Source organism: Lysobacter sp. 05T417, from assembly GCF_056396405.1.
In genome coordinates this window covers 309,431-335,147 of record NZ_JBFTLK010000002.1, presented here as the reverse complement: position 1 = coordinate 335,147, position 25,717 = coordinate 309,431, and the positions used below count along the sequence as shown (strand labels likewise).

General features: G+C 63.2%; 18 protein-coding genes and 1 pseudogene. 11 read left to right on the top strand and 8 right to left on the bottom strand.

What is annotated here, in order from left to right; genetic code table 11:
* Positions 1-92: 92 nt before the first annotated feature.
* From AC1DER_RS04815 to AC1DER_RS04795, 5 genes and pseudogenes are all read left to right on the top strand, one after another.
* Positions 93-227 (top strand): annotated as a pseudogene (locus AC1DER_RS04815) (glycine zipper 2TM domain-containing protein); the annotation flags it as partial.
* Positions 213-476: an RT0821/Lpp0805 family surface protein gene (locus tag AC1DER_RS04810; RefSeq protein WP_477245285.1), complete on the top strand. Its 264-nt coding sequence runs from the start codon at positions 213-215 to the stop codon at positions 474-476. The pseudogene AC1DER_RS04815 and the gene AC1DER_RS04810, both read left to right, overlap by 15 nt.
* A complete protein-coding gene (locus tag AC1DER_RS04805; protein ID WP_477357706.1) occupies positions 466-873 on the top strand; it encodes an EF-hand domain-containing protein in 408 nt (135 codons plus the stop codon). The genes AC1DER_RS04810 and AC1DER_RS04805 overlap by 11 nt, the downstream gene beginning before the upstream one ends.
* A 221-nt stretch (positions 874-1,094) precedes the next feature.
* The gene (locus AC1DER_RS04800; RefSeq protein WP_441814929.1) at positions 1,095-1,451 is read left to right on the top strand and encodes a type II toxin-antitoxin system prevent-host-death family antitoxin; all 357 of its coding nucleotides are present in this window, start codon (positions 1,095-1,097) and stop codon (positions 1,449-1,451) included.
* On the top strand, positions 1,448-2,080 hold the full coding sequence (locus AC1DER_RS04795; protein WP_477245155.1) for an ATPase: 633 nt from the start codon (positions 1,448-1,450) through the stop codon (positions 2,078-2,080). The genes AC1DER_RS04800 and AC1DER_RS04795 overlap by 4 nt, the downstream gene beginning before the upstream one ends.
* Here AC1DER_RS04795 and AC1DER_RS04790 read toward each other — a convergent pair.
* Both AC1DER_RS04790 and AC1DER_RS04785 read right to left on the bottom strand, forming a co-directional pair.
* Entirely contained in the window at positions 2,073-2,363 is a 291-nt protein-coding gene (locus tag AC1DER_RS04790; protein ID WP_477245157.1) for a hypothetical protein, read from the bottom strand. The genes AC1DER_RS04795 and AC1DER_RS04790 overlap by 8 nt on opposite strands.
* A 78-nt stretch (positions 2,364-2,441) precedes the next feature.
* Positions 2,442-2,888: an Ohr family peroxiredoxin gene (locus AC1DER_RS04785; protein WP_477245159.1), complete on the bottom strand. Its 447-nt coding sequence runs from the start codon at positions 2,886-2,888 to the stop codon at positions 2,442-2,444.
* A 308-nt stretch (positions 2,889-3,196) separates the two neighbouring features.
* Between AC1DER_RS04785 and AC1DER_RS04780 the strand changes: the two genes are divergently transcribed.
* A complete protein-coding gene (locus tag AC1DER_RS04780; RefSeq protein WP_477245161.1) occupies positions 3,197-3,655 on the top strand; it encodes a MarR family winged helix-turn-helix transcriptional regulator in 459 nt (152 codons plus the stop codon).
* An 8-nt stretch (positions 3,656-3,663) separates the two neighbouring features.
* On the opposite strand, the gene AC1DER_RS04775 is transcribed toward AC1DER_RS04780, so the two are convergent.
* The 4 genes from AC1DER_RS04775 to AC1DER_RS04760 form a co-directional block, all read right to left on the bottom strand.
* A complete protein-coding gene (locus AC1DER_RS04775; protein WP_477245163.1) occupies positions 3,664-4,866 on the bottom strand; it encodes an epoxide hydrolase family protein in 1,203 nt (400 codons plus the stop codon).
* Positions 4,867-4,926: 60 nt separating this feature from the next.
* Positions 4,927-6,363 (bottom strand): epoxide hydrolase family protein, encoded by a 1,437-nt coding sequence (locus AC1DER_RS04770; RefSeq protein ID WP_477245165.1) that lies wholly within the window; start codon positions 6,361-6,363, stop codon positions 4,927-4,929.
* A 139-nt stretch (positions 6,364-6,502) separates the two neighbouring features.
* On the bottom strand, positions 6,503-12,007 hold the full coding sequence (locus AC1DER_RS04765) for a trifunctional serine/threonine-protein kinase/ATP-binding protein/sensor histidine kinase (protein ID WP_477245167.1): 5,505 nt from the start codon (positions 12,005-12,007) through the stop codon (positions 6,503-6,505).
* 157 nt (positions 12,008-12,164) lie between these two features.
* Positions 12,165-12,560, bottom strand: coding sequence for a response regulator transcription factor (locus tag AC1DER_RS04760; RefSeq protein WP_477245169.1), 396 nt, complete (start codon positions 12,558-12,560; stop codon positions 12,165-12,167).
* A gap of 175 nt (positions 12,561-12,735) precedes the next feature.
* On the opposite strand from AC1DER_RS04760, the gene AC1DER_RS04755 reads away from it, so the two are divergent.
* The 4 genes from AC1DER_RS04755 (at position 12,736) to AC1DER_RS04740 (ending at position 15,507) form a co-directional block, all read left to right on the top strand.
* The gene (locus AC1DER_RS04755; protein ID WP_477245171.1) at positions 12,736-13,389 is read left to right on the top strand and encodes a response regulator transcription factor; all 654 of its coding nucleotides are present in this window, start codon (positions 12,736-12,738) and stop codon (positions 13,387-13,389) included.
* Positions 13,390-14,152: 763 nt separating this feature from the next.
* Positions 14,153-14,359: a hypothetical protein gene (locus tag AC1DER_RS04750; RefSeq protein WP_477245172.1), complete on the top strand. Its 207-nt coding sequence runs from the start codon at positions 14,153-14,155 to the stop codon at positions 14,357-14,359.
* Positions 14,349-14,561, top strand: a complete 213-nt coding sequence (locus AC1DER_RS04745; RefSeq protein WP_477245174.1) for a hypothetical protein — start codon at positions 14,349-14,351, stop codon at positions 14,559-14,561. Before AC1DER_RS04750 ends, AC1DER_RS04745 begins: the two co-directional genes overlap by 11 nt.
* Positions 14,551-15,507 (top strand): MvdC/MvdD family ATP grasp protein, encoded by a 957-nt coding sequence (locus tag AC1DER_RS04740; RefSeq protein WP_477245176.1) that lies wholly within the window; start codon positions 14,551-14,553, stop codon positions 15,505-15,507. Before AC1DER_RS04745 ends, AC1DER_RS04740 begins: the two co-directional genes overlap by 11 nt.
* Positions 15,508-16,509: 1,002 nt before the next feature.
* On the opposite strand, the gene AC1DER_RS04735 is transcribed toward AC1DER_RS04740, so the two are convergent.
* Together AC1DER_RS04735 and AC1DER_RS04730 are read right to left on the bottom strand one after the other, a co-directional pair.
* Entirely contained in the window at positions 16,510-18,267 is a 1,758-nt protein-coding gene (locus AC1DER_RS04735) for a hypothetical protein (RefSeq protein WP_477245178.1), read from the bottom strand.
* A complete protein-coding gene (locus AC1DER_RS04730) occupies positions 18,260-20,308 on the bottom strand; it encodes an SIR2 family protein (protein ID WP_477245180.1) in 2,049 nt (682 codons plus the stop codon). Before AC1DER_RS04730 ends, AC1DER_RS04735 begins: the two co-directional genes overlap by 8 nt.
* Positions 20,309-21,362: 1,054 nt before the next feature.
* On the opposite strand from AC1DER_RS04730, the gene AC1DER_RS04725 reads away from it, so the two are divergent.
* Positions 21,363-25,490 carry a HigA family addiction module antitoxin gene (locus AC1DER_RS04725; RefSeq protein ID WP_477245182.1) on the top strand — a complete coding sequence of 1,376 codons (4,128 nt, stop codon included), beginning with the start codon at positions 21,363-21,365 and terminating at the stop codon, positions 25,488-25,490.
* The last annotated feature ends 227 nt before the right edge of the window (positions 25,491-25,717 follow it).

The window sequence follows — 25,717 nt, the reverse complement described above, 5'->3', positions numbered from 1 at the left end:
CGGCGATGAAGTACGGCATCGTTTTGGCACTGGTAGTGTTCGTCACCGGCTGCGCCACCGATCCTGGGACCCGCGAGACCCAGAAGCAGAGCGGTTCGGTCGTGGCAGGCGCGGTGGTTGGCGGCCTCGTCGGCAACATGTTCGGCGGCGGCACCGGGCGGGTACTGATGACCGCGGCCGGCGCAGTGGCCGGTGGATTCCTTGGCGACCACATCTACAAGAAGCACGCCAAGTCCGAGTACGAGAAGGACGCGGCGCAGCGCGCACTCAACCAGGGCGCCTCCGGGCAGAAGATCACCTGGGCCGACCCGCGCACCAACGAGGCCGGCTACTTTGTCGCCCTCAACACCAAACGGATGTCAGACGGACGCGTTTGCCGCGACTTCCGCCGTGGCCTGAGCGTGGGTGGCGCGTCGGTCGACGAGACCACCGGCACCGCGTGCAAGAAATCCAATGGACAATGGGATGTGGGCTGACAACCGGGGCGTCGCGATCATGATGACCAAGCTGATCCTCCTCTTTCTCGTGGCGGCTGCCACTCCTGCGTTTGCGCAGGTCAAGGCCGACGCGCCACCCTCGCGCTTCGATGCTGCCGATGCCAACCACGACGGCAAGATCGACCGCAACGAGTACGGCGGCTTCGTGCAGGAGCTGGTGCTGCTCTATGACGGCAACGGCGATGGCGACGGCAAGCTCTCGCGTGCCGAGCTGAAGTCCGCGCCGGACCCGAGCAAGTTCGACAAGATCGACAGCGACAAGGACGGCTATCTGACCATCGAGGAGATCGATGTCTTCACCGACAGCGACTTCGCGGCGATGGACACCAACGCCGACGGTGCGGTCGATCGCGCCGAGAGCGCGAAGCACAAGTAAGGCGGCGTGGTCGCCAGGCATGCGCCTGGTGCCGTGCGGAAATTCCCGAACATCCGAAGGCGCCGGGGTTTTGCCCCGGCGCCTTTCGGCGTGAGCGGCGCTTGGCCTGCCGCCGGCGGGGCCCCCCGGAAGCGGGTCAGGCAGCGCTCGGGTCGCAAGCTTCTGGCCAAAATGGGTAAAAGGGGTATATTGGGAACCAGTCCAGTTGCCGGAGCAACGCTATGGCCCTGACCCTCAAGCTCGATGCCATCGAAGACCTGCCCAGGACGCCCGCCTCGGACGTCAAGAAACTCGGCTGGCGCGGCGTGATGAAGGCTATCGGCCGCAAGGGCAAGGTCGTGGTGACCAACCACAACGAACCCGAAGCGGTGATCCTGTCGGCCGAGGAGTACGGCGCGATCATCCGCGCCCTGCACGAGGCGGAATCGAAGAACGAATCGGCGCTCGACGATTTGCGCCACCGCTTCGACGAACGCCTGGCCTCGCTGCAGTCCGCAGACGCCGGTGATCGCCTGCGCGCACTGATGACCGGTCCGGCGAAACTGCGCGGCAAGGTCAAGGCCGGGGCGAGTCATTGAAGTCGCGTCCCGTTCTCTATGTCCTCGCTGGAGTGAACGGTGCGGGCAAGAGTTCGGTCGGCGGCCACCTGCTCGTACGCGCCGGGCTGTCCTGGTTCAATCCGGACACCTTCGCGCGCGAGCTGATCGCGGAAACAGGTTGCGACCAGGCGCAGGCCAATGCCGCGGCCTGGCAGGAAGGCATGCGTCGGCTGGATGAAGCGCTGGACCATGGAACAAACTTCGCCTTCGAGACCACGCTCGGTGGCCATACCGTCCCGGCCAGGATCCACGCAGCCAGCCGGACGCATGACGTGCTGATGTGGTTCTGCGGCCTGTCATCGCCGGAGCAGCACATCGCGCGCGTGAAGGCGCGCGTGGCCGTCTGCGGGCACGACATACCCGAGGCGAAGATCCGCGAACGCTATCCGGCCGCGCTGGAGAACCTGATCGCGCTGATGCCGCATCTGGCGCACCTTCAGGTCTACGACAACAGCGTCGATGTCGCGAGGGGCATGGCGATTGCGGATCCGGTGCTGGTGGCGGAAATGGTGTCGGGCAGGCTGACCTGGCCCGCTGATGTGGCGTCGCTTGAGCGGACGCCGCAGTGGGCCAAGCCGCTGCTTGAAGCGGCGTTGATGATCAGCTGAGGCCTTCCGCGATCGGGCACGCCGCAGACGCCTCATGGTCGGCCAGGCGCGCGCCGTCCACTTCCACCAGCCGATCGAGTCGCACGGACTCGCCCGTGTTGATGGTCACGTACTCTTCGCCGTCGTGGGCGAACACATCGGTGATCACGGCGTCGCGGTCCTGCTGGGCACCGTGCTCATCCCGGAACTGGATTCGCGTGCGCTTGCGCATTGTCGCGAGGTCCTCGAGGCGATCATGGAACTCGCAGCTGATGGGTTGGTAGGGCGTGCGTTCGCTGTTCATACGGGTAACCGCGTGGGTGTGGGGAGACTGGACGGCGCGTACCGGCCGCCCTGGCGGGGCGACCGGTCGCGGGTGCAATTACGACGTTGCGACGTTGACGGTAAGTTCGATGTTCCCGTGCGTGGCCTTCGAGTAGGGGCAGATCTCGTGGGCGGCATGGGCGAGCTTTTCGGCGACATCCTGCGCAAGGCCCGGGATGCGAACCAGGAAGCGTGCTTCCAGCAGCCATGCGGCGCCGGCCTGGCCCAGATCGATCTCGATGTCGACCGACAAGTCCGCCGGCAGCGCGACGCGCTTCTGCGCGGCGACGAGACCGATGGCGGTGATGTAGCACGCCGACCACGCGCCGGCGAACAGCTGTTCTGCGGTGGGGTGGGCAACCACGGCCTCAAACTTCTGGTCGTACTCGGACTGGCCCGGGACCGACAGCGCCAGGTTGACGGTGCCGTGGTCGTCGCCGGTGGGCGCGCGGCCAACAGTGGTGTGGGTCTTGCCGGTGAAGAGAACCTTATTGATCTTGCTCATGTCTGCGTACTCTGGTGGGGGCGGTGCGGTGCGGGGGAGTTGTTGATCGCATACGAGTACATCGCATGCGATGGAGTGGAATGTAGAGATGTCGCCCGGTGCCGTCAACCGACAGGGGAGGCGGGCTTCAGGATCCATTCATCGCATGCGATTAAAGCGCATGCGTATTAATAGGCGGATCTAAACGGCGCTGGGGCCGCCTTGCTGCCCGGCGCACGACGCCAAGTCCATTCAGTCTCTTAAAGCGCTTGCGATTTACTCGCATGCGCTGAATAATGCCGCCTGGATTCACCAGGACGACAACCCTCATGAAAACCGGCAAGCGAACCCAAGCCACCAAGCTGGCCGACTTCCTGTGCTTCGCGGTGTACTCGACCAACCTGGCCTTCGGCAAGGTATACCGTCCGCTCCTGGACGAACTGGGTCTGACCTACACGCAGTACGTCACGATCGTCGCGCTCTGGGAGGAAGATGGCCAGACCGTCAGCGGCCTTGGCGAAAAGCTCTTCCTGGAGTCGAACACCCTGACGCCTATCCTCAAGAAACTCGAAGCGATGGGCCACGTGGAGCGCACGCGTGATCCCAACGATGAGCGGCAGGTGCGCGTGCGTCTGACCAACGGCGGCAGGCGTTTGCGCGAGAAGGCCTTCGCAACCGATCTGGCCGACTCGTGCGGAATCTCCACCGCCGAGTTCAAGCGGCTGCAGAAGGAAATCGTGGCCCTGCGGACCAATCTGCTGAAAGCGGCGCATAACGGGCGTTCCTGACCGACCCATCATCGCAAGGCGGCAAAGCCGCTTCGCACTTCCTGGCAGAACAGCTCCGGCTGTTCCCAGGAGGGGAAGTGACCGCCCTTGGCCAGGCGGTTGTAGTGGATCAACTGCGGAAATGCCGCTTCGGCCCAACTGCGGGGCGCTTCATACAGCTCGTCGGGGAACACGCTTACAGCCACCGGCAGGCTGACCCCTTTCACGCCGAAATACGGCGTGCGGTTCTCCCAGTACAAGCGCGCCGCGGAAATGACCGTGCTGGTCAGCCAGAACAACGTGATGCTGTCGAGCACGTCGTCCGGCGTCAGTCCTTCAGGGTGGCCGTCGATGGCGCGCGCGATCATCTCGCAACTGCGCGGGTACAGATCGATCAGGTATGCCGCCAGCCCCACCGGCGAGTCGGTCAGGCCGGTCAGCGTCTGCGGGCGATCGCCATTCATCAGCGCGTAGCCGATGTGCTGGTAAGCAAAGGCAATCTGCGTGCACGCCCGCTGCTCGTCTTCGCTCAGTCCGCCGGGCAGGCGGTCGCCCCGGAAGAGGGCTGTGTCGATGGCCGGTGGGACGGTGCCCGGCATGTTGGTATGGATGCCGACCAGGCCGGGCGGCGCCTGCACCGCCATCAGTTCGACCGTGATCGCGCCCCAGTCGGTTCCCGATGCGACCCATCTCGTGTAACCCAGGCGCTCCATCAGCGCGGCATACGCGCGGGCGATGCGGGGCGGGTCCCAGCCCGGTGCCGTCGGCCTGGCGGAGAACCCATAACCTGGCATCGACGGGATGACCAGATGGAAGGCCTCCGATGCCTGGCCGCCGTGTGAGGTGGGATCGGTCAACGGGCCGATGACCTTCATCCGCTCGATGAATGTTCCCGGCCAGCCGTGGGCCAGTAGCAGCGGCATCGCATCGTCGTGGCGGGAACGGGCATGCACGACGTGGAAATCGATCCCGTCGATGTCGATTAAGACGTTCGGAACGGCATTGAGTCTGTCCTCGAAGGCACGCCAGTCGTACGAGGTTGCCCAGTAGCGCGCGAGTTTCTGCATGGTCGCCAGTTGCACGCCCTGGCGCGGATCGGTCTCCCGATCCGGCCATCGCGTGGCCTCGATGCGCCTGCGCAGATCAGCCAGCTCGGCCTCGGTAGCCTGGAACCGGAACGGTCGACTTGCGGGTCGACTTCCGGCCGGGCGGGATTCTGCGATGGCGTTCATGCGCTTGCCCTCGACCAGTCCCCGCGAGCCCGATGCCGGCGCCCGCGGGGAGTGTTGCAGTTACCGCAGGGTCTTGAAGCCTGCGCGCAGCTCGTCCGAGTAGAACTTCGGCTGTTCCCACGCGGCGAAATGCCCACCCTTGGGAAGCCGGTTGTAATGCACCAGCTTCGGATACGCCTTCTCCGCCCAGCTCCTGGGCGCCTGGAACAGCTCGTCCGGGAAGGCGCTGACGGCTACCGGGATGGTGACGCCCTTGACGGCGAAGAACGGATTCTTGTTCTCCCAGTACAGCCGCGCCGACGACAGCGCCGTGTTGGTCAGCCAGAACAGCGTGACGTTGTCGAGGACATCATCCGGGCTCAGGCCCTCCGGCGTTCCGTTGATCGAGCGCGCGATCATGTCGTAACTGACCGGATCGTGATCGATCATGAAAGCCGCCAGGCCGACAGGCGAATCCGCCAGGCCGGTCAAGGTCTGCGGCCGGTCACCCATCAGCACCGCGTAGCCGATGTGCCGGTAGAACGCGAACAGCTGGTCGGCGGCCTGCTTCTCATCGCCGGTGAGATCCGCCGGCACGGGTTCGCCGAGGAACAGCGCCTTGTCGAGTTCAGGCGGAACCACGTTGGCCATGTTCGTGTGGATGCCGGCAAGGCCCGGCGGCGTCCTCAACGCCATCAGTTCGACCACGAGCGCGCCCCAGTCGCCACCGGCAGCCACCCACTTCTTGTAGCCCAGCCGCGACATGAGCGTGATGTAGGCGTCGGCGATGCGCTGCGGCGTCCAGCCTGCGGCGGTCGGTTTGCCGGAGAAGCCGTAGCCGGGCATCGAGGGGATCACCAGGTGGAACGCGTCGGCTTCGGTGCCGCCATGTGCCGTCGGATCGGTCAGTGGGCCGATGACCTTCATCTGCTCGATGACGGACCCGGGCCACCCGTGTGCGAGCAGCAACGGCATCGCATTTTCATGCTTGGATCGGATGTGCATGAAATGGATGTCCAACCCATCGATGGTGGTGATGAAGTTGGGAACGGCATTGATGTTTGCCTCGACCTTGCGCCAGTCGTACTTCGTCGCCCAGTGCTGGGCGAGCTTCTGGATCGTCGCCAACTGAACGCCTTGCGAGGAGTCCTTGACCGTTTCACGCTCCGGCCATCGCGTGGCTTCGATGCGCCGGCGCAGGTCAGCCAGTTCGGCTTCCGTCGCCTTGTACTGGAACGGACGAAGGTCGGTCGAACCGCTGGCTTTGGGTGCTTGTGCAACTTCGTTCATGGCGTTGTTCCTTTCGGTGCAGCCGAGCAGGCCCAGTGGTACGGCAGCGAGTGTTGTCGCGGCCGCGCCACAGAACCTGCGCCTGGCCAACAGGGTTGAGGTGAGGATCTTGTCCATGCGGTCTCCTTGGGCAGTGCTGTCGTGGAATGGGCTCCATGCGAACGCCCGAAGCGGACATGCCTGTGCAGGTGCAGCGTGCCCAGCAGACAAAGCGCCGCCGATCTGCAAGCGGGGGCTTGCAGAGAAGATCCGTTTCCTTGAGGCGCATCGGATTGAACCGCGCCGGGCATGTTGCGTCTATTGGACGATGGCTTACCGATCTACATTCTGGTTTAGACGGTCATCCCTCAGCGCGTCTGCAGCGCAGTCAGACACGCACCGGCACGGTGAACCGGAACACGGAGCCATGAGGTTCATTCGCCTCACACCACAATCGCCCGCCATGCACTTCGACGATGGACCGGCAGATCGACAAGCCGATCCCGACTCCGCTGGCCTTGGTCGTGTAGAACGACTCGAAGATGCGCTCGCGGCCCTCCGGGGAAACACCAGGGCCCGAGTCGATCACGGAGACCATCACGAAGCCCGGCGTGCTCATGCCGGTCTGGATGGATAGCGTCCTGACGTCACGATCGGCGCCGGTCATCGCCTCGATGGCGTTTACGATGAGGTTCAGCGCCACCTGCTGCACCTGGACCCGGTCGGCGTAGGCAGGCGGCAGCTCCGGCACCAGCTCCGTGGCCAACAGCACGCGATGCTTGGTCAGCTCGCCGCGGACCAGCGCCACCACTTCGCCGAGCGCTTCATTGATGTCGATGTCCTCCTTGCGCGGAGGTGCCTTCTTGATCTGTTCGCGCACCCTGCCGACGATGTCGCTGGCCCGATAGGTGTCGCTGATGACGCACTCCAGTGCCTCCTTGACCTCGGCCAGGTCCGGAGCATCGCCGGCCAGGAACCGGAGCGCGGCATGCGCATTGTTGCGTGTCGCACCGATCGGCTGGTTCACCTCATGGGCAATGGTGGCGACGAGCTGCCCCATGGTCGCCAGCCGGTTGGCGTGCGCCAGTTCGAACTGGAGTTCGCGCATCACATCGGCGGCATGCCTGCGCTCGGTCAGGTCGACCACGAACGCCACCCCCTGGTTGCCGCCGTCCTGGAACGTTGCCACACCCATCAGCACGGGCACGCGACTGCCGTCCTTGCGGAAGAACTCCTTCTCGAACGGCTGCAGACTGCCCACCAGTTTCAACTCGGGAATGAAGTGCTGCTCGTCGCGCTTGCGCCATTCCGGCGGTGTCAGGTCCGTCCAGCGCACACTCGGCGTCACCAGGTCCTCGCGGTCATAACCCACCATGCGCAGGAAGGCGTCGTTGGCCTCGATGATTCGCCCCTGCCAGTCCCAGATGAATATTCCGATGATGTTGGCATCCACGAGGCGGCGAATCCGGGATTCACGTTCGGCCAGATCCTGGTACAGGCGAGCATTCTCGAGGGACGTCGCTGCCAACGAGGACAGCAGTTTGACGATGGCCAGGCGCGTGGGATTGAACGCATCAAGGATGAGTCTGTTCTCGAGGTACAGAAGGCCCAGCATCCGGCCCTGTTTGAGAATCGGCAGGCAGAGCACCGAGCGGACACGTTGATCGAGGAGGTAAGGGTCGGAAGAGAAGGCGTTGTCCTGCGTCGCATCACCGAGCAGGGCCACTTCCCGGGTCCTGATGACGTACCGCAGGATCGACCCGGGCAAGTCGGCCCCGCTCGCGTTGCGTTGCTGCAGGTCCACGTCCATGCCCGTGCCGTGGATCGTTCCTTCCGCCTCGATCCGGTACTCGTCGTCCTGCGCCAGCAGCAGCAGGCCACGATCGGCGCCGGCGTGCTCGATCGCCGCACGCATGAGCGTGCTGACGAGCTTGTCCTGGACGATCTCACCGGAAACCGCTTCGGACACCTTCATCACGGTCGCAAGATCCAGGTGCTCGGCGAGTATCATGCCGCCGCCCACCGCAACGGTGGCCTCCGGGCGAAGATGCGGGAACTGTTGTTCCAGTTCGCGGACTTTTGCCTCGGCGCCCCAACGCAGGAAGCACAGACGTGCGTCGCGCAGGTAGACGGCGGCGACCTTGTCCAGGCCCGCTGCCAGGTAGAAGCGTCCTGCCAGCTCGTTGGCCAGCGCCTCGTTGTGGTCGTAGCCGAACTGATGCGCCGAACGTACCGCGGCCTCGTACAGCGCTTGCGCATCCACCGTCCTGCCTTCGATCCGCGCGAGCTCCGCGGCGACCAGGGCGAAGCGGTTCTCGAAGGTGGCCGGATTGTTGCGCGCCCACACCTCAAGCTGACGATGATGGTCCATCAGTGCGTCGATGTGCGCTTGCCGCTCGGCAGCGGAGTCGCAATGGTGCCAGGCCAGCGCATGGGCCAGCGCGCCATAGAATCGATGCTCCGCCGTCTCGAACATCGCTGTCGAGCTGGAGATCAATCGATGGGCGTTGAATGACGCGTCGGCCGCACAGGCGTAATCCCCGGAAAGAACGCGAGCCTGTGTCTTGCGGGTCCAGTAGTAGAACTCCGCCAAAGCCAGGTTCGGGTTGCTGGCCAGATAGTGCTCGGCTTCGTTCTCGCTGTAGCCTGGATGGTCGAGGCAGCCGACCTGCGTTCCCGTGTCGCGCAGACTCCTGATCAGTCCGAACTGTGCCAGGCAAATGTCCACGACCAGGCCGAACCCGGATTTCCTGGCGAATTCGAGACTGTTCCCGGACTCGATCAACAGTTCGTCAAGACGATCCCCGGCGGCCAGGCACACCGTGACCAGCTGGCAGCAGCTGTAGGCCGCAAATGTCAGGTCGCCCATTCGATACGCGACGTCGAACGCGCGGCGGACCAGTTCCTTGCCACTGGCCGGGTGACGGGCCCAGGGCAGCACGTTGGAGCCCATCGACATGAAGGTCCTGGCCTGGTAACGCGTGAGCCCGCGCTTCTCGACGAGGTCGCAACCGATCTGGCCGAAGCGGAATCCATCCTGGTAATTGTTGAAGCGGTGGCCCGCGAACATGGCCAGCCACACGAAGGCGAAGCACGAACCGTCGCAGACGCCGTGCTCCAGGCTCAGGTTGACCAGGCGACAAACGACCAGCGTGGCGAGGTTCTCGTCAAACAACAGCGACGGCGTCACGATCTCGGTGAACACGTCCACCGTGTCGAGGACATCCGGATCAGTCACCAGCGGCAGGTCGACGAGGTCTTCAATGGGCCGCCCCGCAAGCAGCACCCAGACCCGCTCGTACTCCTGCAGTCCGTCGTCGCGCGTCGGGTGCTTCGCCCAGACGGTGCCCTCGCGAGCGAGCCACTCGAGGAACACCTCCACGCCGCGCTCGGCCTGGTCGATCGCGGTGTACAACGTCAGGCGCGAACGCGTGGCGATGCACAGGTCGTGCCGGTTCTCGGCGCATTGCGCCAGCTGTGTCAGGCGATTCTCGGCCGCGACCATGTCGGCGGTGAGCAGTTCGCACTCGGCCATGAGGTATTCGCTTTCGAAGGCGAGGGCGTAGCACTGGCGCCATGGATCGAGCGGGAGCAGGGAGGTTCCCGCCTTCAGGTAGCGCAGGGCCGATTCATAGGCGGTTGCGGCCTTGGCGCGCCGTCCCGCCATGAGGTTGAGAGCGGACACACCTTGTCGTTCCTCTGCGGACTCGATGAGGTGCGAGCCGCGATTGAGCTGGTTCACGATCTCGAACACCGCCTCTTCACGCTGCTCCACAGGCGTATGTGCGGCCAGCAACCTGCCGATGCGCAGGTGGGCGAGGTCGCGTTCCTCCGCGGGAATCAGCGAGTACGCCGCTTCCTGCACGCGGTCGTGGAGGAAGCGGTAGGCGGTATCGGACCGGTAGACCAGGCCCCTGCGCACTGCCTCCCAAAGATGCTCGTGCAACTGCTGGGCCGACTCCTGGTACACCATCTGCAGCATGGCGAACTCGGCGGTATTGCCCATGCAGGCGAACTGCTGCAGGGCCTGCTGCGTTCGCAACGGCAGTCGATTGAGTTTGCCGACCATCAGGTCGACGACGTTGTCGGTGTAGCCCTTGGCGTGGATCCGGTCCAGGTTCCAGGCCCAGGACCCGTCGGCGTAGTCGAACGCCAGCAGTCCTTCGTCGGCCAGCATCGACAGGAACTGGATCGAGAAGAAAGGATTGCCGTTGGTCTTTTCGTGAATCATGTTTGCCAAGGGCGCCGCGTTCGCCGGAAGGCAGCGCAGCGTATCGGCGAGCAATGCGGTGACGTCGCCCCGGCTCAGCGGGGCCAGCACGATGTTCTGCAATGACGCGCCTGCCTGGCGGATCGCCTCGAGCTTGCGGGTCAGCGGGTGGCTTGCGTGGACTTCGTTGTCCCGGTAGGCGCCGATCAGCAGCAGGTTCTGCAAGTCCGTCTGTGTCAGCAGGTCTTCCATCAGGTCGAGCGTTGCGGCATCGAGCCACTGCAGGTCGTCCAGGAACAGGGCCAACGGGTGCTCAGGGCGCGCAAACACGCCGATGAACCGCCGGAACACCAGCTGGAACCGTCCCTGTGCGGCCTGTGGCGGAAGCTCCGGGACCGGCGGCTGCTCACCGATGATGTGCTTGAGTTCCGGCACCAGGTCCGTCATCAGCAGACCGTTTGGCTCCAGTGCCTCAAGCAGCGCTTGCCTCCACTTGCCCAGCTCGTCTTCGCTTTTGCCGAGCAGGGGCCGGATCAGGGCGGAGAACGCCTGCGCAAGCGTCGCGTACGGGATGTCGCGCTTGTACTGGTCGAACTTGCCGGATGCGAACAGTCCCCGCGGCGGTACCAGCCATTTGTGAAGTTCGTTGACGACCGCGGACTTGCCGATGCCCGAGTAGCCCGACACCAGCACCAGTTCAGGACGCCCGCCCGCGACAACACGATCGAAGGCGCCCAGCAACTTCGCGATTTCGCGATCGCGTCCATAAAGCGCCTCGGGAATCATCAGGTGGTCCGGCGTGTCGTGCTCGCCGGGAGTGGCATCGTCGATGCGTCCGCCGGCTTGCCATTGCTCCAGGCAGCGGCGGAAGTCGGCTTCAGCGCCGGCCGCCGTCTGGTAGCGGTCTTCGGCGGCCTTGGCGATCAGCTTCATCACGATCGCCGAGACGAAACCGGGCACGCTGCTCTCGCGGTCCGCCGGTTGCTCGGCCTGCCGCGCGATATGGCAATGCACCCACTCCATGGGGTCGTTGGCCAGGAAAGGCAGTCCGCCGGTCAGCAGTTCGTACAGCGTGATGCCCAGCGAGTAGAGGTCGCTGCGGGAGTCCACGGAGCGGTTGACGCGCCCGGTCTGCTCGGGCGCCATGTAGGGCAACGAACCTTCGATGTATTCAGGCGGTCGCGGCTGTTGGCGCTCGCGCGGAAGACGGGAGGCAATGCCGAAGCCGGTGAGCCACACGCGGTCACCGGCTGCATTCACGAGGACGTTTCCGGGATTGATGTCCTTGTGGATCAGGCCCTGGGCGTGCATCTCGCGCAGCGCTGCACACAGGGCAACAGCGACCTTGAGGAAAAGGCCGATTTCCATGGGGCGTCCCACCGCCCGCTCAAGCAGTCTGCCTTCGACGTAGTCGACCACCAGCAGCACCTGGCCTCGCTCGCGCAGCAACTCCACTGGCTGCAAGGCCCAGTCTGGGTGCAGATGGTCCCTGAGTTCGCACTCATGCGTGAGGCGGGCGATGCCGTCATCTCTAGGTTGCCCGGAGGGTACGGGCAGGAGGGCATGTCGGGAGATGGCGGCGTCGTCGCGCCACAGGCGGCAGAGGACGCGCCCATTGCCTTCCCACACGACTTCCAGCGAGTCGTCTTCCCAGCCCGGTCCCAGGTAGGCGGATGCTTTCATCTGCCGGACTCCTTCCACGCGGGACTCTGGCCAGCGAAGTCCATCGTAGTACTTTGTGGCGGGCCAGGGTCAGCGTCGATCGATCTCCAGCATTGGCCGTTGCCATCTGCGCAATGCGTTTTTCGCGGGCCGAATCGGACGCCCGCGCAGACCCTGTTTAGCCGACCGCATCCAGCAGGCACCTGATCAGGTGAGTCTCCTCCAGTGGCTTGCGCAGGTAGCACTTGACCCCTTCGGCGATCATGCGTGCGCTGACTTCCTCATCGGGGTAGCCGGTGACGAGAATGGTGGGAATCCGATAGCCGCTGCTGACAAGTGTCCGGAACAGATCGACACCGGAGGTCTCGGGCATGTGGACATCCGCCACCACGCACTGGATGCCCGCCAGTTCGGCCGATTCCAGGAATTGCGCTGCGGACGCAAACACCGACACGGAATACCCCAGCGACGTCAGCAACCTTCGCAGCGAATCGCGAAAGGACTGGTCGTCATCGACGATCGCGATCCGCGATGCGTTGGACAAGTCGGCCTCCGGCACGTCACCCGCCGCCACGGTGCCAAGTTGGACCGCGGTCGTGGTTTCCTTCAGTTGCCGACGATAGCGCGGTATTCACCGAATATCTCTAAACCATGGTTTAGACCGGATTGGTGTGCGAGTGGCGGCAGCGGGGCACGGCCGATTTCGTTTGAGCTAGACTCGATCCGATAGATCGACAGGAGCGCCTGAGGTGGAACTTCGGTCACGGGCAGACGCGGCGCAGGATGAGAATTCCTGCGTCATCGTCATCGATGACGATTCGGAGTTCCGTGAGTCGTTGGGACGCCTGTTGCGCGCCATCGGCCTGCGCTCGCTGCTCTTTGCCTCCATCGCCGAGTTTCTCGCATCGACGCTTCCTGATGGCCCCACGTGCCTGGTGCTCGATGTCAGGCTGCCGGGCCGAAGCGGACTGGACTTTCAACGCGACCTGGCCATCGACCGGATTTCGCTTCCGATCATCTTCATGACGGCATATGGAGACATCCCTATGACCGTGCAGGCGATGAAGGGCGGAGCCATCGAATTCCTCACCAAGCCGTTCCGCGAACAGGACCTGCTGGACGCAATCAACGTGGGATTGCAGCGGGACCGTGTTCGCCGCGAGGACGACAAGGCGATAAGCGCCTTCAAGGAACGGTTTGACGGGTTGACGCCGCGCGAGCGCGCCATTTTGCTCGAGGTCGCCCGCGGGAGGCTCAACAAGCAGATCGGCGGCGACATGGGCATTACCGAAACGACCGTGAAGGTTCATCGCAGCAACATGATGCGGAAGATGAAGGCGTCGTCGCTGGCCGAGCTTTGCCGGATGGTCGACAGGCTGAAGCTGTTGCCGAGGGACAGGTAGAGCGGGGCAAAACCGTGGGCGGGGGCGCGGCCAGCTGAGGCCGGGTCCGCCAAGGCGTGACTGCCGTTTGAAGCCTGAAGACTCAATGGCCCCAAAAGCATGAAAGCCCCGGAAAGACTTGCTTTCCGAGGCTTCCAAGGCTGGATGAAATGGTGGAGCGGAGGGCTACCAAACAGCGAAGGTAAGATGCTGATTAAGCTAGGAATCGCGTCACTTTGCTTGTTCTGTTGCCCCCAAAGTTGCCCCCGGAGCAGATCGGTACAGGCACAGTGACAAATCCAGTGTTGAGGATCGAACATCCGCATGCAAGCCCGGGTATCGACGGTGCTCGCTTGGCGCACCCCGCGTCCCACCTCTGGTCGGGATTATCTCTTGTAGTGGTGCCCGGCGCTGCCACGAGGATGGACATTGGCAGCGCAAGGGTGGGGATGGGGATTCGCCTCACCGCCGGACTAAGAGGATTCTAGGCATTTCGTACTGGCGATCACTCCCACACTCAATTGCATGTCGGCGTGCTCTGGGCCACAGATCTCTATATGAGGCACAACACTGACTCTGACTGAGTAGACTGGCGCGGGGTCATACTTCGGTTGAGGGCAAATGGGGAGCCGGCCACTCGTCATGAAAGCTGCAATGCCTGGCCGGGCATTTGCCGAACCCTGTGCCTTTGATGAGGACTTGCCTGCCAGCGTCGCCAAGGACCCTAACGGTCGCACGATTTCGCGAACGACTACCGACACCAGAGTCACCCAGGAGACTACGGATGACAACTGAGAATATGCAGGAATTCATGCCGCTTGTAATCCGCCAGGCGCGCCCTGCGAACGTGCCAGAAGCGCTGCGAGCAGATTCTGTCGACGTGACCGGAGATGCGCTGCCCTATGCCGTTCAGAGGCGTGCAGATGGCACGATCGCGAACCGCCAGAGCTCTTTGACTGAGGTAGGGCAGGAAACGACCGATGACAACTGAGACGACGTGCAGACCACTTATTACGCAATTTGCATCGAAGCTGTGCGATGACCGCGCCGAGGTTTACCGCTATGACCAGGTTCGTCAGGTGTCGCAGCTTTGGGACGGAAGTCAGTGGGTTGATGCTGCTCAAGCTCGCCGCGCGATCGCGCCGGAAACGCGCATGACCAAGGTCAGTCAGGAAACTGCGGATGACTGCTGATCAGGAGATCCTGATCGTCAGTACCGCCGTGGACGTGGCGACGGACGATGTAGTCAGGATCCTGGGACAACGCGGCGCCAAGGTAATCCGGATCAATACCGAGGATCTGCCGTTCGACGGATCCTTGAACATTGACTACCGGGACCCGCAAGTGACGAGCCTCGAGTTCGGAGGTCGGGACGTATCCCCCCAAGCTGTCTGGTATCGCCGACTTAGGACGCCAGAGAAGCCTTCCGCAATGGATAGCGGAGTCTACGATTTTTGTCTGCGCGAGAATCGGGCGGCGTTCCTTGGAGGGTTGCTGACTCAGCAGGCGCGGTGGATGAGTCACCCGACGGCCGTATGGCAGGCCGAGTTCAAGCCTTACCAACTGCGCGTTGCGCAGTCGGTTGGTCTCGCAATTCCGCCCACAATTGTGTCTAACGACCCGGCTGCTATCGCCCGCGCTCACAGCGAGCTAGGGGACATGATCGTCAAGCCAGCACGATCAGGTCACTTCTGGCAGGACGGCGAAGAGTACTCGGTCTTCACTTCTGCCCTGACTGCCGAGCACTTGGATTCGCTCGATGATGCGCGGTGGACGCCATCGATCTATCAGCAGCGGGTGCCAAAGGACGTCGATGTTCGCGTCACGCTCGTGGGTGACAAGATCTTCGCAGCAGCCATCCACTCTCAGACTGACCCGGCCGCCTCGATCGATTGGCGCAGGACGGTGAATCCCGATCTGCCGCACTCTCGAATGGACCTTCCCAGCCTGTTGGTCGATCAGCTGCGCCAGCTGATGGCGCGCTTGAATCTCACGTTTGGTTGCGTTGATCTAGTGAAGACGCCAGATGGCGACTATGTCTTCCTAGAGGTCAATCCCAGCGGCCAATGGCTTTGGCTGGACGACCAATTGGATTTTGGCATCTCCGACGCCATCGCGGACTGGTTGGTGACCCAATGACGATTGAATTGACCGCAACGTTGCCTGATGGACGGAAGTCCGTGAGGCAAAGGCTTCTCTCCTGCGCGCAGATTATGGGGAGATCTGCGCGTGCCAGCGCCGAAAAGGTGTTGGGCAGCTCCCACTTCGACTTCGTTATTCCATGGATGGCGCCGCTTGCAGCAGATAGGCAGGTGGCAGAAAGGTTGAGGCGCCAAACGACGATGGAGCAGTTGGCTCACCGTGTGGCGAAGATGAAAAAGGAACACCTCGAAGGCGTCCTTGAAGAGCTGGTTACTCTGGTTGATGCCGAGGACGAGCGTCGCAAGGGTGTCGATAGCCGACTGTCTACCATTGTCGGACTCTCTTCGATCGCGGCTACCTTGGCGACCGGCCTGATCATCGCGCAGGCGGGAGGCACATTGAACTTTGGCGGCGCGTGGAGCCGCGCCTTCATCGCAATGTTGGCTCTCTACCTGGTGCTCCAGCTGTGCGTTGCAATCTGGTGGGCCATCCAAGGGCAGTCACGAGCGACGTATCTGGACGACAGTGTCAGCGACGTGGTCCGAGACCCTGTGCTTTCGGAGTTGGACTGGCTTCGCGGGCGGATTGGTCAAAAGGCCAGGCAAGTATTGGAGAACCAGGCGCAGATCAACCGGAAGGTGACTGCGATGGCAGTTGCTCACCGGGCGACGGGAAACTTTATCGGCGGCTTGCTCGTGTTGAGCGTGGCAGGGCTAGTAGCCTCATTCCAAGCGCCGTCAGACAAGCCCGTTCCCAAGGCTTTGCGCGAAAATGCTGAGCTTAGGTCCGTGCAACAAGGCCCGCGAGGTCTGCCTGGTCCACCGGGCCCACCCGGGCCTTCAGGTCCGCCGGGGCCTCGAGGAGTTCAAGGATCGCGTGGCGAGCGCGGTCCTCCGGGCAGACCTGGAGCAAACGTGAGAGCTTCCTCCGCGACGCGATAGTCCCTTGGCGTGCACGTCTACTACCCCAAGCGCCTAGCTCTTTGGGATGCGCGCACACCTAGGCGCGTGCGCGCTCAAAGGCATCCCATCGAGCAAAGGCTGGGTTATCGCGAAGGGTGGGGTCGGCGGCCACTACGATATCGAGGATGCGCCGCAGATCATCGAAGGCCCAGAACTGGGCGTTTGGCGATAGGAATGCATCCATTAGCCTTAGAGAGGAGCCGGGGTGCTCACGAGGATGTCGCGACTCCGATAGCTCGTGGAGCAAGAAGTCGTTCTCGTCCGGAAGAATGAAAGGAGACACCGTAACAACGGCGTCTTCGAACGAATCGTTTGTCGCGAGCGCCATCTCCACCCAGGGCCGGGCCTCTGTAGTGCTCCTGGTCTGGGGGTCGCGGGGCCAAAACCTTTGGATCCATGGCTTCACCTTCCCGACCCACGTCGCGTCGGGATCGGGGGCGCGATCATCACCTTCGCGGACAAGTGCTCCTACGATCCAGTGAAGCACGTCTGCGCGAGACTCCGGCGCCAATCGGCGGATGGCCTCCTGAGTCGCCTGGCGCGGCAGCTCGTCAATCCCGAAGTGAAGTCCGACAGCGGCCAGAATCTGGGCTAGAGGACCAACAGTCCCGCCCAGCTGTCCGATCCGATCCTCGCTGAAGCAGGCGAGGAAGTCTTGCTTGATCTCCGACCACAGCAGCGGGTCGATGTGAGGTTGCCAACCGAAGCCCTGCCAGATCGCGAGCGCCTCGGTCTCGTCCCGCTCCCACCGGAAGTAAGGAAGCAGGTGTAAGCGCGTGAGATCCGGATCGATCGCGAAGAGGTACGAAAGGCGCGAGGCGAAAACGATGCGTGCGGGACGATGGCGTGCTTCTCCATCGCCGATCAGCTGCACGAACCGTCCCGTTAGGTCCGCAGGGATCCCCTCCCCAACAGTCAAACGTTTTGCAAACAAGGCGTTGAGAAAGGCGAGCGCCAGGTTCCCCATCGAGGTATTGATGGCAACAGCAACCCAATCAAGACCATCAGGGTTGCGCGAATTGGTTTCATCCTGAAAGACGCCCAACGCCACGGCGTCAAACGCTCGCCAGAAATCCTCCGTCGACATTCCCTTGAACTGCGCTGAGGATGCCGCCGATTCCAACAGGTAAGCGGCAGCAGAGGAAACACTTGGGTCACGCGCCAGCTCCTCGTCTATGCCAGCGACCAAGGTAAGCACGTTTTCGCCAGGCGTTGGGGCCGCGGCCTTAGCGCGGAGACCCAAGAGCGTGGCGGCCCAGAGCTCGGCATCGGGCCCCTTCCGCTCCGCCACGCCGCGGAGTACCGCCACCATCTTCTCCCAATCACTCGCTACCATCTCCCGCCAGCCGTCCAACGCATCTTCTCGTTGATCGGAGACCAAATCTTCGACGATCTCGGCCGGCGTCATCGCCTGAAGGCGGCTCTTGTCGTCCACAGCATCAAGGGCGCGCCACCCCGAATGACTGTAGAACGAGAAATGTGCCTGTTCGCCCTGAGCGACTTCCCACTGGGGATAGCGCTCCTTTAGGCGGGCGAGCTCAGCCTCCATCGCTCTGTGCGGCCGCTCGGCATCCGACCGCTGCATGATCCGTAGGCGCTCGAACACTCGTCGCGCGCGAAGCTGATCCCGATCAGTCTCGGGCAGGTGGTCAGACATCCATGCGGGCGGACCCGCTACGATTCGCTCAACCAAAACGTCACGGTCGCCTTCTTCCAGCTGCGGCCATAGCGCAACCAAGAGGTCGTAGACCTCCTTCCTCGCGGAGGCATCCCAGAGCGCGGGCGCGTTAGCCATCGAGGAGATGCTCCATTTTCTGGTGCCCGGTCAATCCTTGGGCGTGGTTGAGTGCAGCAAGCCCGAGCCTTCGTAGCACGATGATTCGGCTGGCGAGCCACTCAGCGACGAATCGACGGCTGGCGATGGGATCGATTTGGTCGAGGTGTTGCCAGCCGTGCCAGATCAGAGTGACTATCACCGTCCACTTCTCGTAGCCGCGGTTCTGCGCGTGCGGAACGATCGATGGTCGATGGAAGACGGAGACGTCGGTCCCGGCAGATGTCTGCTCTGTAAGCGTGAAAAGATCGACGGTCCGCCTCAGCAGCGTGGTTAATTCCGGCAGGAGTAATGCCAGGAACGCAGCGGATTCGTCGCGCGCCAGGATGCGTTCAACGAGGAGCCCGACCTGATCGCCCCCCGGGATAACTACTTTCGCGTTGGCGACTTCGGACAGTCGCAGTCCTAGTGCCTCCTCTTCCTGCCCCTCCGCATTCGGATTGAAGTCTGGAAGGCGCGTATCGAAGGGTTGCGCGAGAGAAATGGAGGGCCGCAGTGCCGAGAGCAGATCGACCTTAAATGCCAGGGCGTCGTCCCCTGCGGCAAGCCTCTCGGGCACCTTCAGCTGAAAAGGGAATAGCCGTCCCAACGCCAAAGTGTCGTCGGAGGTGGACGTAATTAGTTTCCAGAGCTTTGCCAACCCCGGCTTCACGTCGCCATCCTCTCGGAGAGAGCGGCGAAGTAGATCCAGTAGAGAAGGGTGCAAGGACCTGTGGTTGGCGAACTTTTGAATGATGCGTGTCGCTAAGCCGTAGTCGTCGATGTGCTTGGCGAGCCAGCGCGCCAGGTGCTCCGACTGCGGCGGCAGTTGCGCAAAGCGAACGTCCTGTGCTCGGGGGAACAGCGGCTCGATGACTAGTTGCGGGTAGGGAGGCAGGTCGTCGCCTTCTGCTTGCGCGGCTTCCACGGCCTTCTTGTGGACCGCCAGAATATCCGCCTCACGTCGCTCGAACTCGTCAAACCAATCGATTGGTGGGCGCTTCTTCAGCTCTGCGAACGCCTTGGCCCCGTGGCCCGCGTCTGCCGGTCGGCCACATACGGCCCAGACGAGGTTCGCCACGTCACTGGGCGTGATGGTGGAGGGGCGCTTTGGAGCGATCCGTGCGATGAGCCCCAGAGTGCTTTTAAGATAGTCTTCTCGCGCATCGGCCCACGCGACGATCGTATTGCGAAGATGCCGATGGTCTTTGGTTTCCTGGTAGAAAATCGGCCGGAGATTGCGATGACGATAGGGCGTGTCATCGGGGTCGCCCTTACCCTTGTGAGGCACAAAGATGTAGGCCGGAGATCGCTTGGACGCCACGCGCGACGATGAATTTTCAGCGGCGAACGCATCAGTCATGTAGCGAAGCACGGGATCGTTTAGGCTATATCCGATAAAAAGGACTGTGAAGTCGCTAAACAGTCTGGCGACAAAGCGTGCGGCCCATGCATCGGTCAGATAGGAGCGCCCGAAATCCGCGCTCGTCAGGACGAGGTGGTCGTTGGCACCCTCTTCGTCCATTCGGCCATGCAAGTAGACCACACTGCGCCACGTCACCGCTTTGTCGTTACGCGGTATTGGCAAGATTGGTCCAGAGTGCAGATCTTTGCCGAACTGCCATTTGGTTTTTGCCTGTTCGAATAGCGTGTCGAAGTTCGTGGTAACAAGCCGAACTCCAGTGTCACCGCGCAGCTTCGCGAGCCGAAGAATGGCCTTATGCATGTCGAGCGAGGTTGGCGCAGCGGAAAGACACCTATAGACAGCATCTCGCACCTGCGCCCTTCCAAACTTGCCCTCAAGGCTGCCGAGCATGCGATCTGGCCAGAGCCATTCAGGCGACTTCTTCTCTGGGAGCGGCTCTGCAAGGTCGTCATAGCAGTATTTGACCAAGCCAACATAGCTCGGGAGCCCAGCACCCATCGAGATGCCTGCGCCACAGAAGATCACTACACGATCATCTTCAAGCGCCTGCACTAGCTCGTCAGGCACGACAGGGCCCGCTTTCACGAACTTGGGCATCGGTGGCCTCCTGCCGCGTTAAAGCAGATCCGTTGCTCCGGCTGCAGGGTCGGTAGCGCCCGACATCGGGATGAAGGGTTGCAAGGCCATGGACGCACTGTGTAGGAACCTGCGCGAGCTGCTGAGAGCTGCAGACGATAGGTGACTCTCGACCGCCAGTTCAAGCGCGGCCGTGAGTGGCTGTCGCACGAGGTTTCGACCGGGTAGGCCGCTGCCGACACCAGCTGGGACGTTAGCAAAGCGCAGGTTGGCGAGTCGACCACTAGCAGCAAGGGCGCAGGTATGCGCCTGAACATTGGCGGTGGGCTTGCCGGCTTGAGTTCCCGCTTTTTGCCGAAAGGGACGTCTCAATCGCAGCAGAAAATCTTCGACCGCGAGTGACCCGCCCGATCTACCTGCCCGATGTAGCAACTACGGGTGCTTAGACCGGCGTCGGCGCCTCGCCATCGCTCTTGTAACGACGATAGGATCGAGCCGGGCCCAGACCCTGGCGACGCCGCCGGCGCGCCATGGGCGGCGGGGGTGGCGCCCATCCGGGATAGGGAGATCGAGCAGTTAGCGCATCGGTCCAGCTACTCATCGATGTTCCCGCCTGCGCCTCGATTGGCGCTTCGAGCCAATCCACGTCGATGGCGGCGATGCCCCGTGTCGTCCAAGGGGAAGAAGGGCCCGTCGGGCTCCGTGAGATACCACTCACCCTGCAGCGCGCCGCAGGCGCAGACATTCGCCAGGTACGTCAAACCGGCAGTCTTAGACGCTGCTGGCTGGATCTGCGGCGCACGGGCGGTCCAGGCCCACCGCGTTGCTTCGTCTACCGCCTCTCTCTCGTCGATGGCGACCCATTCGCCGTCGTCGTCGCGCTGGAGACGGGCAGGCACGAGCAGCGCCGACACGGCCATCGGCCAGCCAGCGGGTGCTGATCGGCGCGCAGGGTGGGTTCATGGGTCCAGCTGGGCTGACCCGAAAGCCCGAGGGGTCAGCGTGGCGACGCATAAATTGTTGTAGCGTGTCGCGCTACACGCTACAGTAGCCTGAACTAAGCCCGGTTGCCCCCATGTCCAAGAAGGCCCCGTCCCCCTTTACCCCGGTCCACCCCGGCCAATTCATTCGCTCGACGGTCCTCGCGCCGCGCAAACTCACCGTCATTGCCGCAGCTAAATTGGTCGGGGTCGGTCGCCCCGCGTTGTCCAACTTCCTGAATGGTCACGCGGCGACGACGCCGGAGATGGCCGCCCGTCTGGCAGGCGCGTTCGGGGTCTCAGCCAGCGAACTTTTGGAGATGCAGGCCGCATACGACGCTGCTCTGGCGGGAGGCACGCCACCGGCGAACGTAACGGCATATGTCGCGCCGTTCCTGCAGATCAAGGCCGTTGAAATCGAACGGTGGGCGGATCGAAATATTTCCGCTCGCACGCGGATGGCGGTGCTGCTCCGCACCTTGGTGAACTCGGCGGGCATCGAGCACGCGAAGGTGGACTTCCCGGGCAACGACGACGCCGAGCGGGCGGGGTGGGACGGCTACCTCCAGTCGCCCAAGGCCACCGCATGGATTCCCGCTGGGATTTCTGGCTGGGAGTTCGGCACCAACGAGAATGTCACCGCGAAGGCCGACAAGGACTTTGCCAAGAGCGTAACGGCGACGCCCAAGGCCGATCGCGAGCAAATGACGTTCGTGTTCGTCACGCCGCGGCACTGGTCAGGGAAGGCTGCCTGGCTGAAGAAGGTGCAGGCCAAGGCGCTGTGGGCGGACGTGCGGGTCTATGACTCGAGTGACCTGGAACAGTGGCTCGAGCAGTCGCTGCCGGCACAGGCGTGGTTCGCCAATGAAACCGACCGCGCCTCGTCGCAGGTACGATCGCTCGACAAGGCTTGGGCCGACTGGGCCTCGGCGACGACGCCGTCCTTGGTTGGATCGCTGTTCGCGCCCGCCATCGAATCGGCCAAGCCGCGCATCCTTTCCCGACTGCAGAAGGCGCCGGGTTCTCCGATCGTTATTGCAGCCGATTCGGTCGGCGAGGCGTTGGCGTTCCTGTCGCAATTGTTCGGCCCCGCCGGCGGCTCGGAGCTTGATGTCTATCGCGATCGCGTCTTGATCTTTGACAAGCCCGGCGTGTTGCCCGAGTTGGCCCGGGGAAACACGGATTTCATCCCGGTGACGGGAAACCGCGATGTCGAACGCGAACTCGGACCCGCCGCGAAGTCGATGCACTCCTTCATCGTCTATCCGCGCAACGCAACGAATGTCACCCCCGACATCGTGTTGGAGCCATTGGACGCTCGGACGTTTGGCGACTCGCTCGAGGAAATGGGACTGCGTGGCGACGAGATCACGCGCTACGGCGGCGCGTCTGGCCGATCGTTGACTGTCTTGCGACGGCAACTCACGAAGGTGCCGGCGATTAAGACGCCGGCATGGGCAAGCGATCGCGATACCGCGCGCCGCCTGATCCCGTACCTCTTCATCGGCGCATGGGAACGCGCGAACAAGGCCGACCAGACGGTCCTCTCCCTCCTAGCGCAGGACGTTCCGTACGAAGAACTCGAGCAACGTTGCCAAAACCTGGCCGCGCTTGAGGATGCGCCGGTGTGGTCCGTTGGCGGATATCGCGGCGTCGTGTCGAAGATCGACCTTTTCTTCGCGATCTCTGCCTCTCTCACGGAAACGGACCTGCAACGCTTCTTCGATGTAGCCGAGCTCGTGCTCGGCGAAGACGACCCGCGACTGGACCTGCCCGAGGATGACCGGTGGGCCGCGGGCATGTTCGGAAAGACGCGCGAAGTCTCCAGCACCGTGCGCGAGGGGCTCGCCGACACCTTGGTGCTGCTGGCGGTCCACGGGAACCCGCGCGTCTTGGAGCGCACCGGCTTCAACTGCGAACACGCGGCGTGGCGACTCGTCGGCAACCTGCTGACGCCGCTGACGGCGCGCGGGCTGGAAGCGCAGAACAGGGACCTGCCCGCGTACGCGGAAGCCGCACCCGATCGTTTCCTTGCCATCCTCGAAGACGACCTGCGATCTGCGCAGCCCGAAACGTATGGCTTGCTGCGTCCCGCCGGTTCCGCGTTGTTCGGGTCCTGTCCGCGCACTGGGCTGCTGTGGGGGCTGGAGGTGTTGGCCTGGAGCTCGAAGACGCTGCCGCGGGTTGCGCTGATCCTCTCGCAACTGGCGGAAATCGAGATTGAGGACAACTGGGCCAACAAGCCCATCCACTCGCTGGAATCGATCTTCCGAGCGTGGATGCCCCAAACCGGCGCCGATCTCGCAACGCGCGTCAGCGCGGTCCAGTTGGTGGCTCAACGATTCCCGAAGACGGCATGGCGGCTCTGCATGTCGCAGCTCACGCGCGGCAGTTCGACCGGTACGTACAACCATAAGCCGAGCTGGCGACAGGACGCGGACGGCCATGGGGAGCCGGTCGCGACGTATGGCCCCGTCCACGCCTTCCGGAGGGAGTTGCTCGACATGGTGCTCGCGTGGCCCGGCGGATACACGCGCGAAATGGTCTGCAATTTGGTCGAGCACCTGCCGGGGTTTCCCGACGCCGATCAGACGGAGGCGTGGGACCTCGTGCACAAGTGGGCGTACGAATGCGCGAGCGATGCGGACAAAGCAGTGGTTCGCGAAGCGATCCGCCGTTCGATCCTGACGCGGCGTGGGAAGCGTCGTGCTGGTGCGAAGGCAACACAGGTGTCAGCGGCGGCCGAGAAGGCGCGATCGGCGTTGATCCCGTCGGACCTGCTCAATATCCACGAGTGGCTGTTCCGCCAGCCGTGGGTGGACTGGTCCGCGGACGAGATGACGGACGACGACTTCGCCGACCATCGAAAGCGAGACGAACTGATCGCTGCGGGCCGCGCCGATGCCCTGCGGGAAATCATCGCAAACCGGGGACTCCAAGCCGTAGTCGAACTCGCAGAAATGGGGAAGGCATCTTCTGTAATCGGCCACCATCTGGTCGCATATGGTCTCGTGCCGGAAGCGGACCTCGCGGCATTCCTCCAGTCCGTCATGCCGCACGACCTAGCCGACCCCAGCTGGGCGAGAAAGGAACTCGCGGGAGGCATACTCCACCGCCTGGAGGATGACGTTCGCGAGCGGGTACTGGGCGTCTTGGCCGGGGCGATGGATGAAGCGGCCTTCGCACGGTTGTTGTTGCGTGCGCCGTTCCGGCGCTGCACTTGGAAGCGCGTATCCGCATTGGGTGAAGACGCGCGGCGGACGTACTGGGACCACGTCTCGCCCGACTGGCATTCTCTCGAAGACGACGACGAACGGAATGAAGCGGTCGAGACCCTGCTGAAGGCGCAGCGCTCGCACGCCGCGTTCGCATCGATGCGCTATGACTTGGGGAGCACCAGGCCGGAGCTGCTGTTCCGCGTGATGTCGGAATTGCCCAACACGAACAACGAAGCGCCCGACTACCACCGCGTGGAACGGCACGACATCGAGTCGGCGTTCGTCCTCCTCAACAAACACGCCGCCTTTTCGATGGAACAGCTTGCAATGTTGGAATTTACCTACATCGAAGCGCTGTCCCAACCCTGGAATGAGCGCGAGGGGTATGGTCTTCCCAACTTGGGAAAGTACGTCGAAAAGCACCCGGAACTGTTCGTGCAAGCGGTCGCGTGGACGTACCGCCGGAAGGACGGCATCGATCCGCCGGAATGGCGCGTGTCGCCCGAGCAGGCCCAGGCATTTGCCGAGCGGGGCTACAAGCTGCTCGAAGGGCTGGAGCGCATCCCGGGGCACAACGACGTCGGCGAACTCGACTCGGACCTTCTCGCCGACTGGATCAGGTCGGTGCGCGAGGCGTGTGCCGAGCTCGACCGGCTGGATGTCGCCGACATCTCCATCGGGAAGCTCCTGTCGGAGGCGCCAGGCGGCGAAGACGGAATCTGGCCCTGCGAGCCCGTTCGTCGTGTCATGGAAGACCTGCATTCCCGCAACATCATGCGCGGCGCACATACCGGGCTTTACAACTCGCGGGGGGCAGTCTGGCGCGGCGAAGGCGGCGATCAAGAGCGGCACCTCGCGGCGACCTATCGTGGCTGGGCAAACGCATTGCAGTACACGCACCCCTTCGTAGCGGAGTTGCTGACCGGCATGGCGGAAACGTACGAGCACGAAGCGAATCGAGAAGACACGGAGGCCAAGGTGCGGCGTCGCTTGCGAAACTGGTGACGTGCCCTTGACCGCGCTCGCCGCGCCCGTGCGGTCATGAGTCATCGTTCCGGTGTTCAGCAGCTCATTCGTCGGATGCCCCAATACTTTGCTTGGCCGCTAGGACACGCCCCCCTCGGGTTTGCAACCGAAGTAGGTGGCGACGACGCGGGCTGATCGATTCGGATGTTGTCGCGGCGAGGGTGGGCACCTCATTGGCGCCAATGGCCCGTATTCCGCAGCCGGAA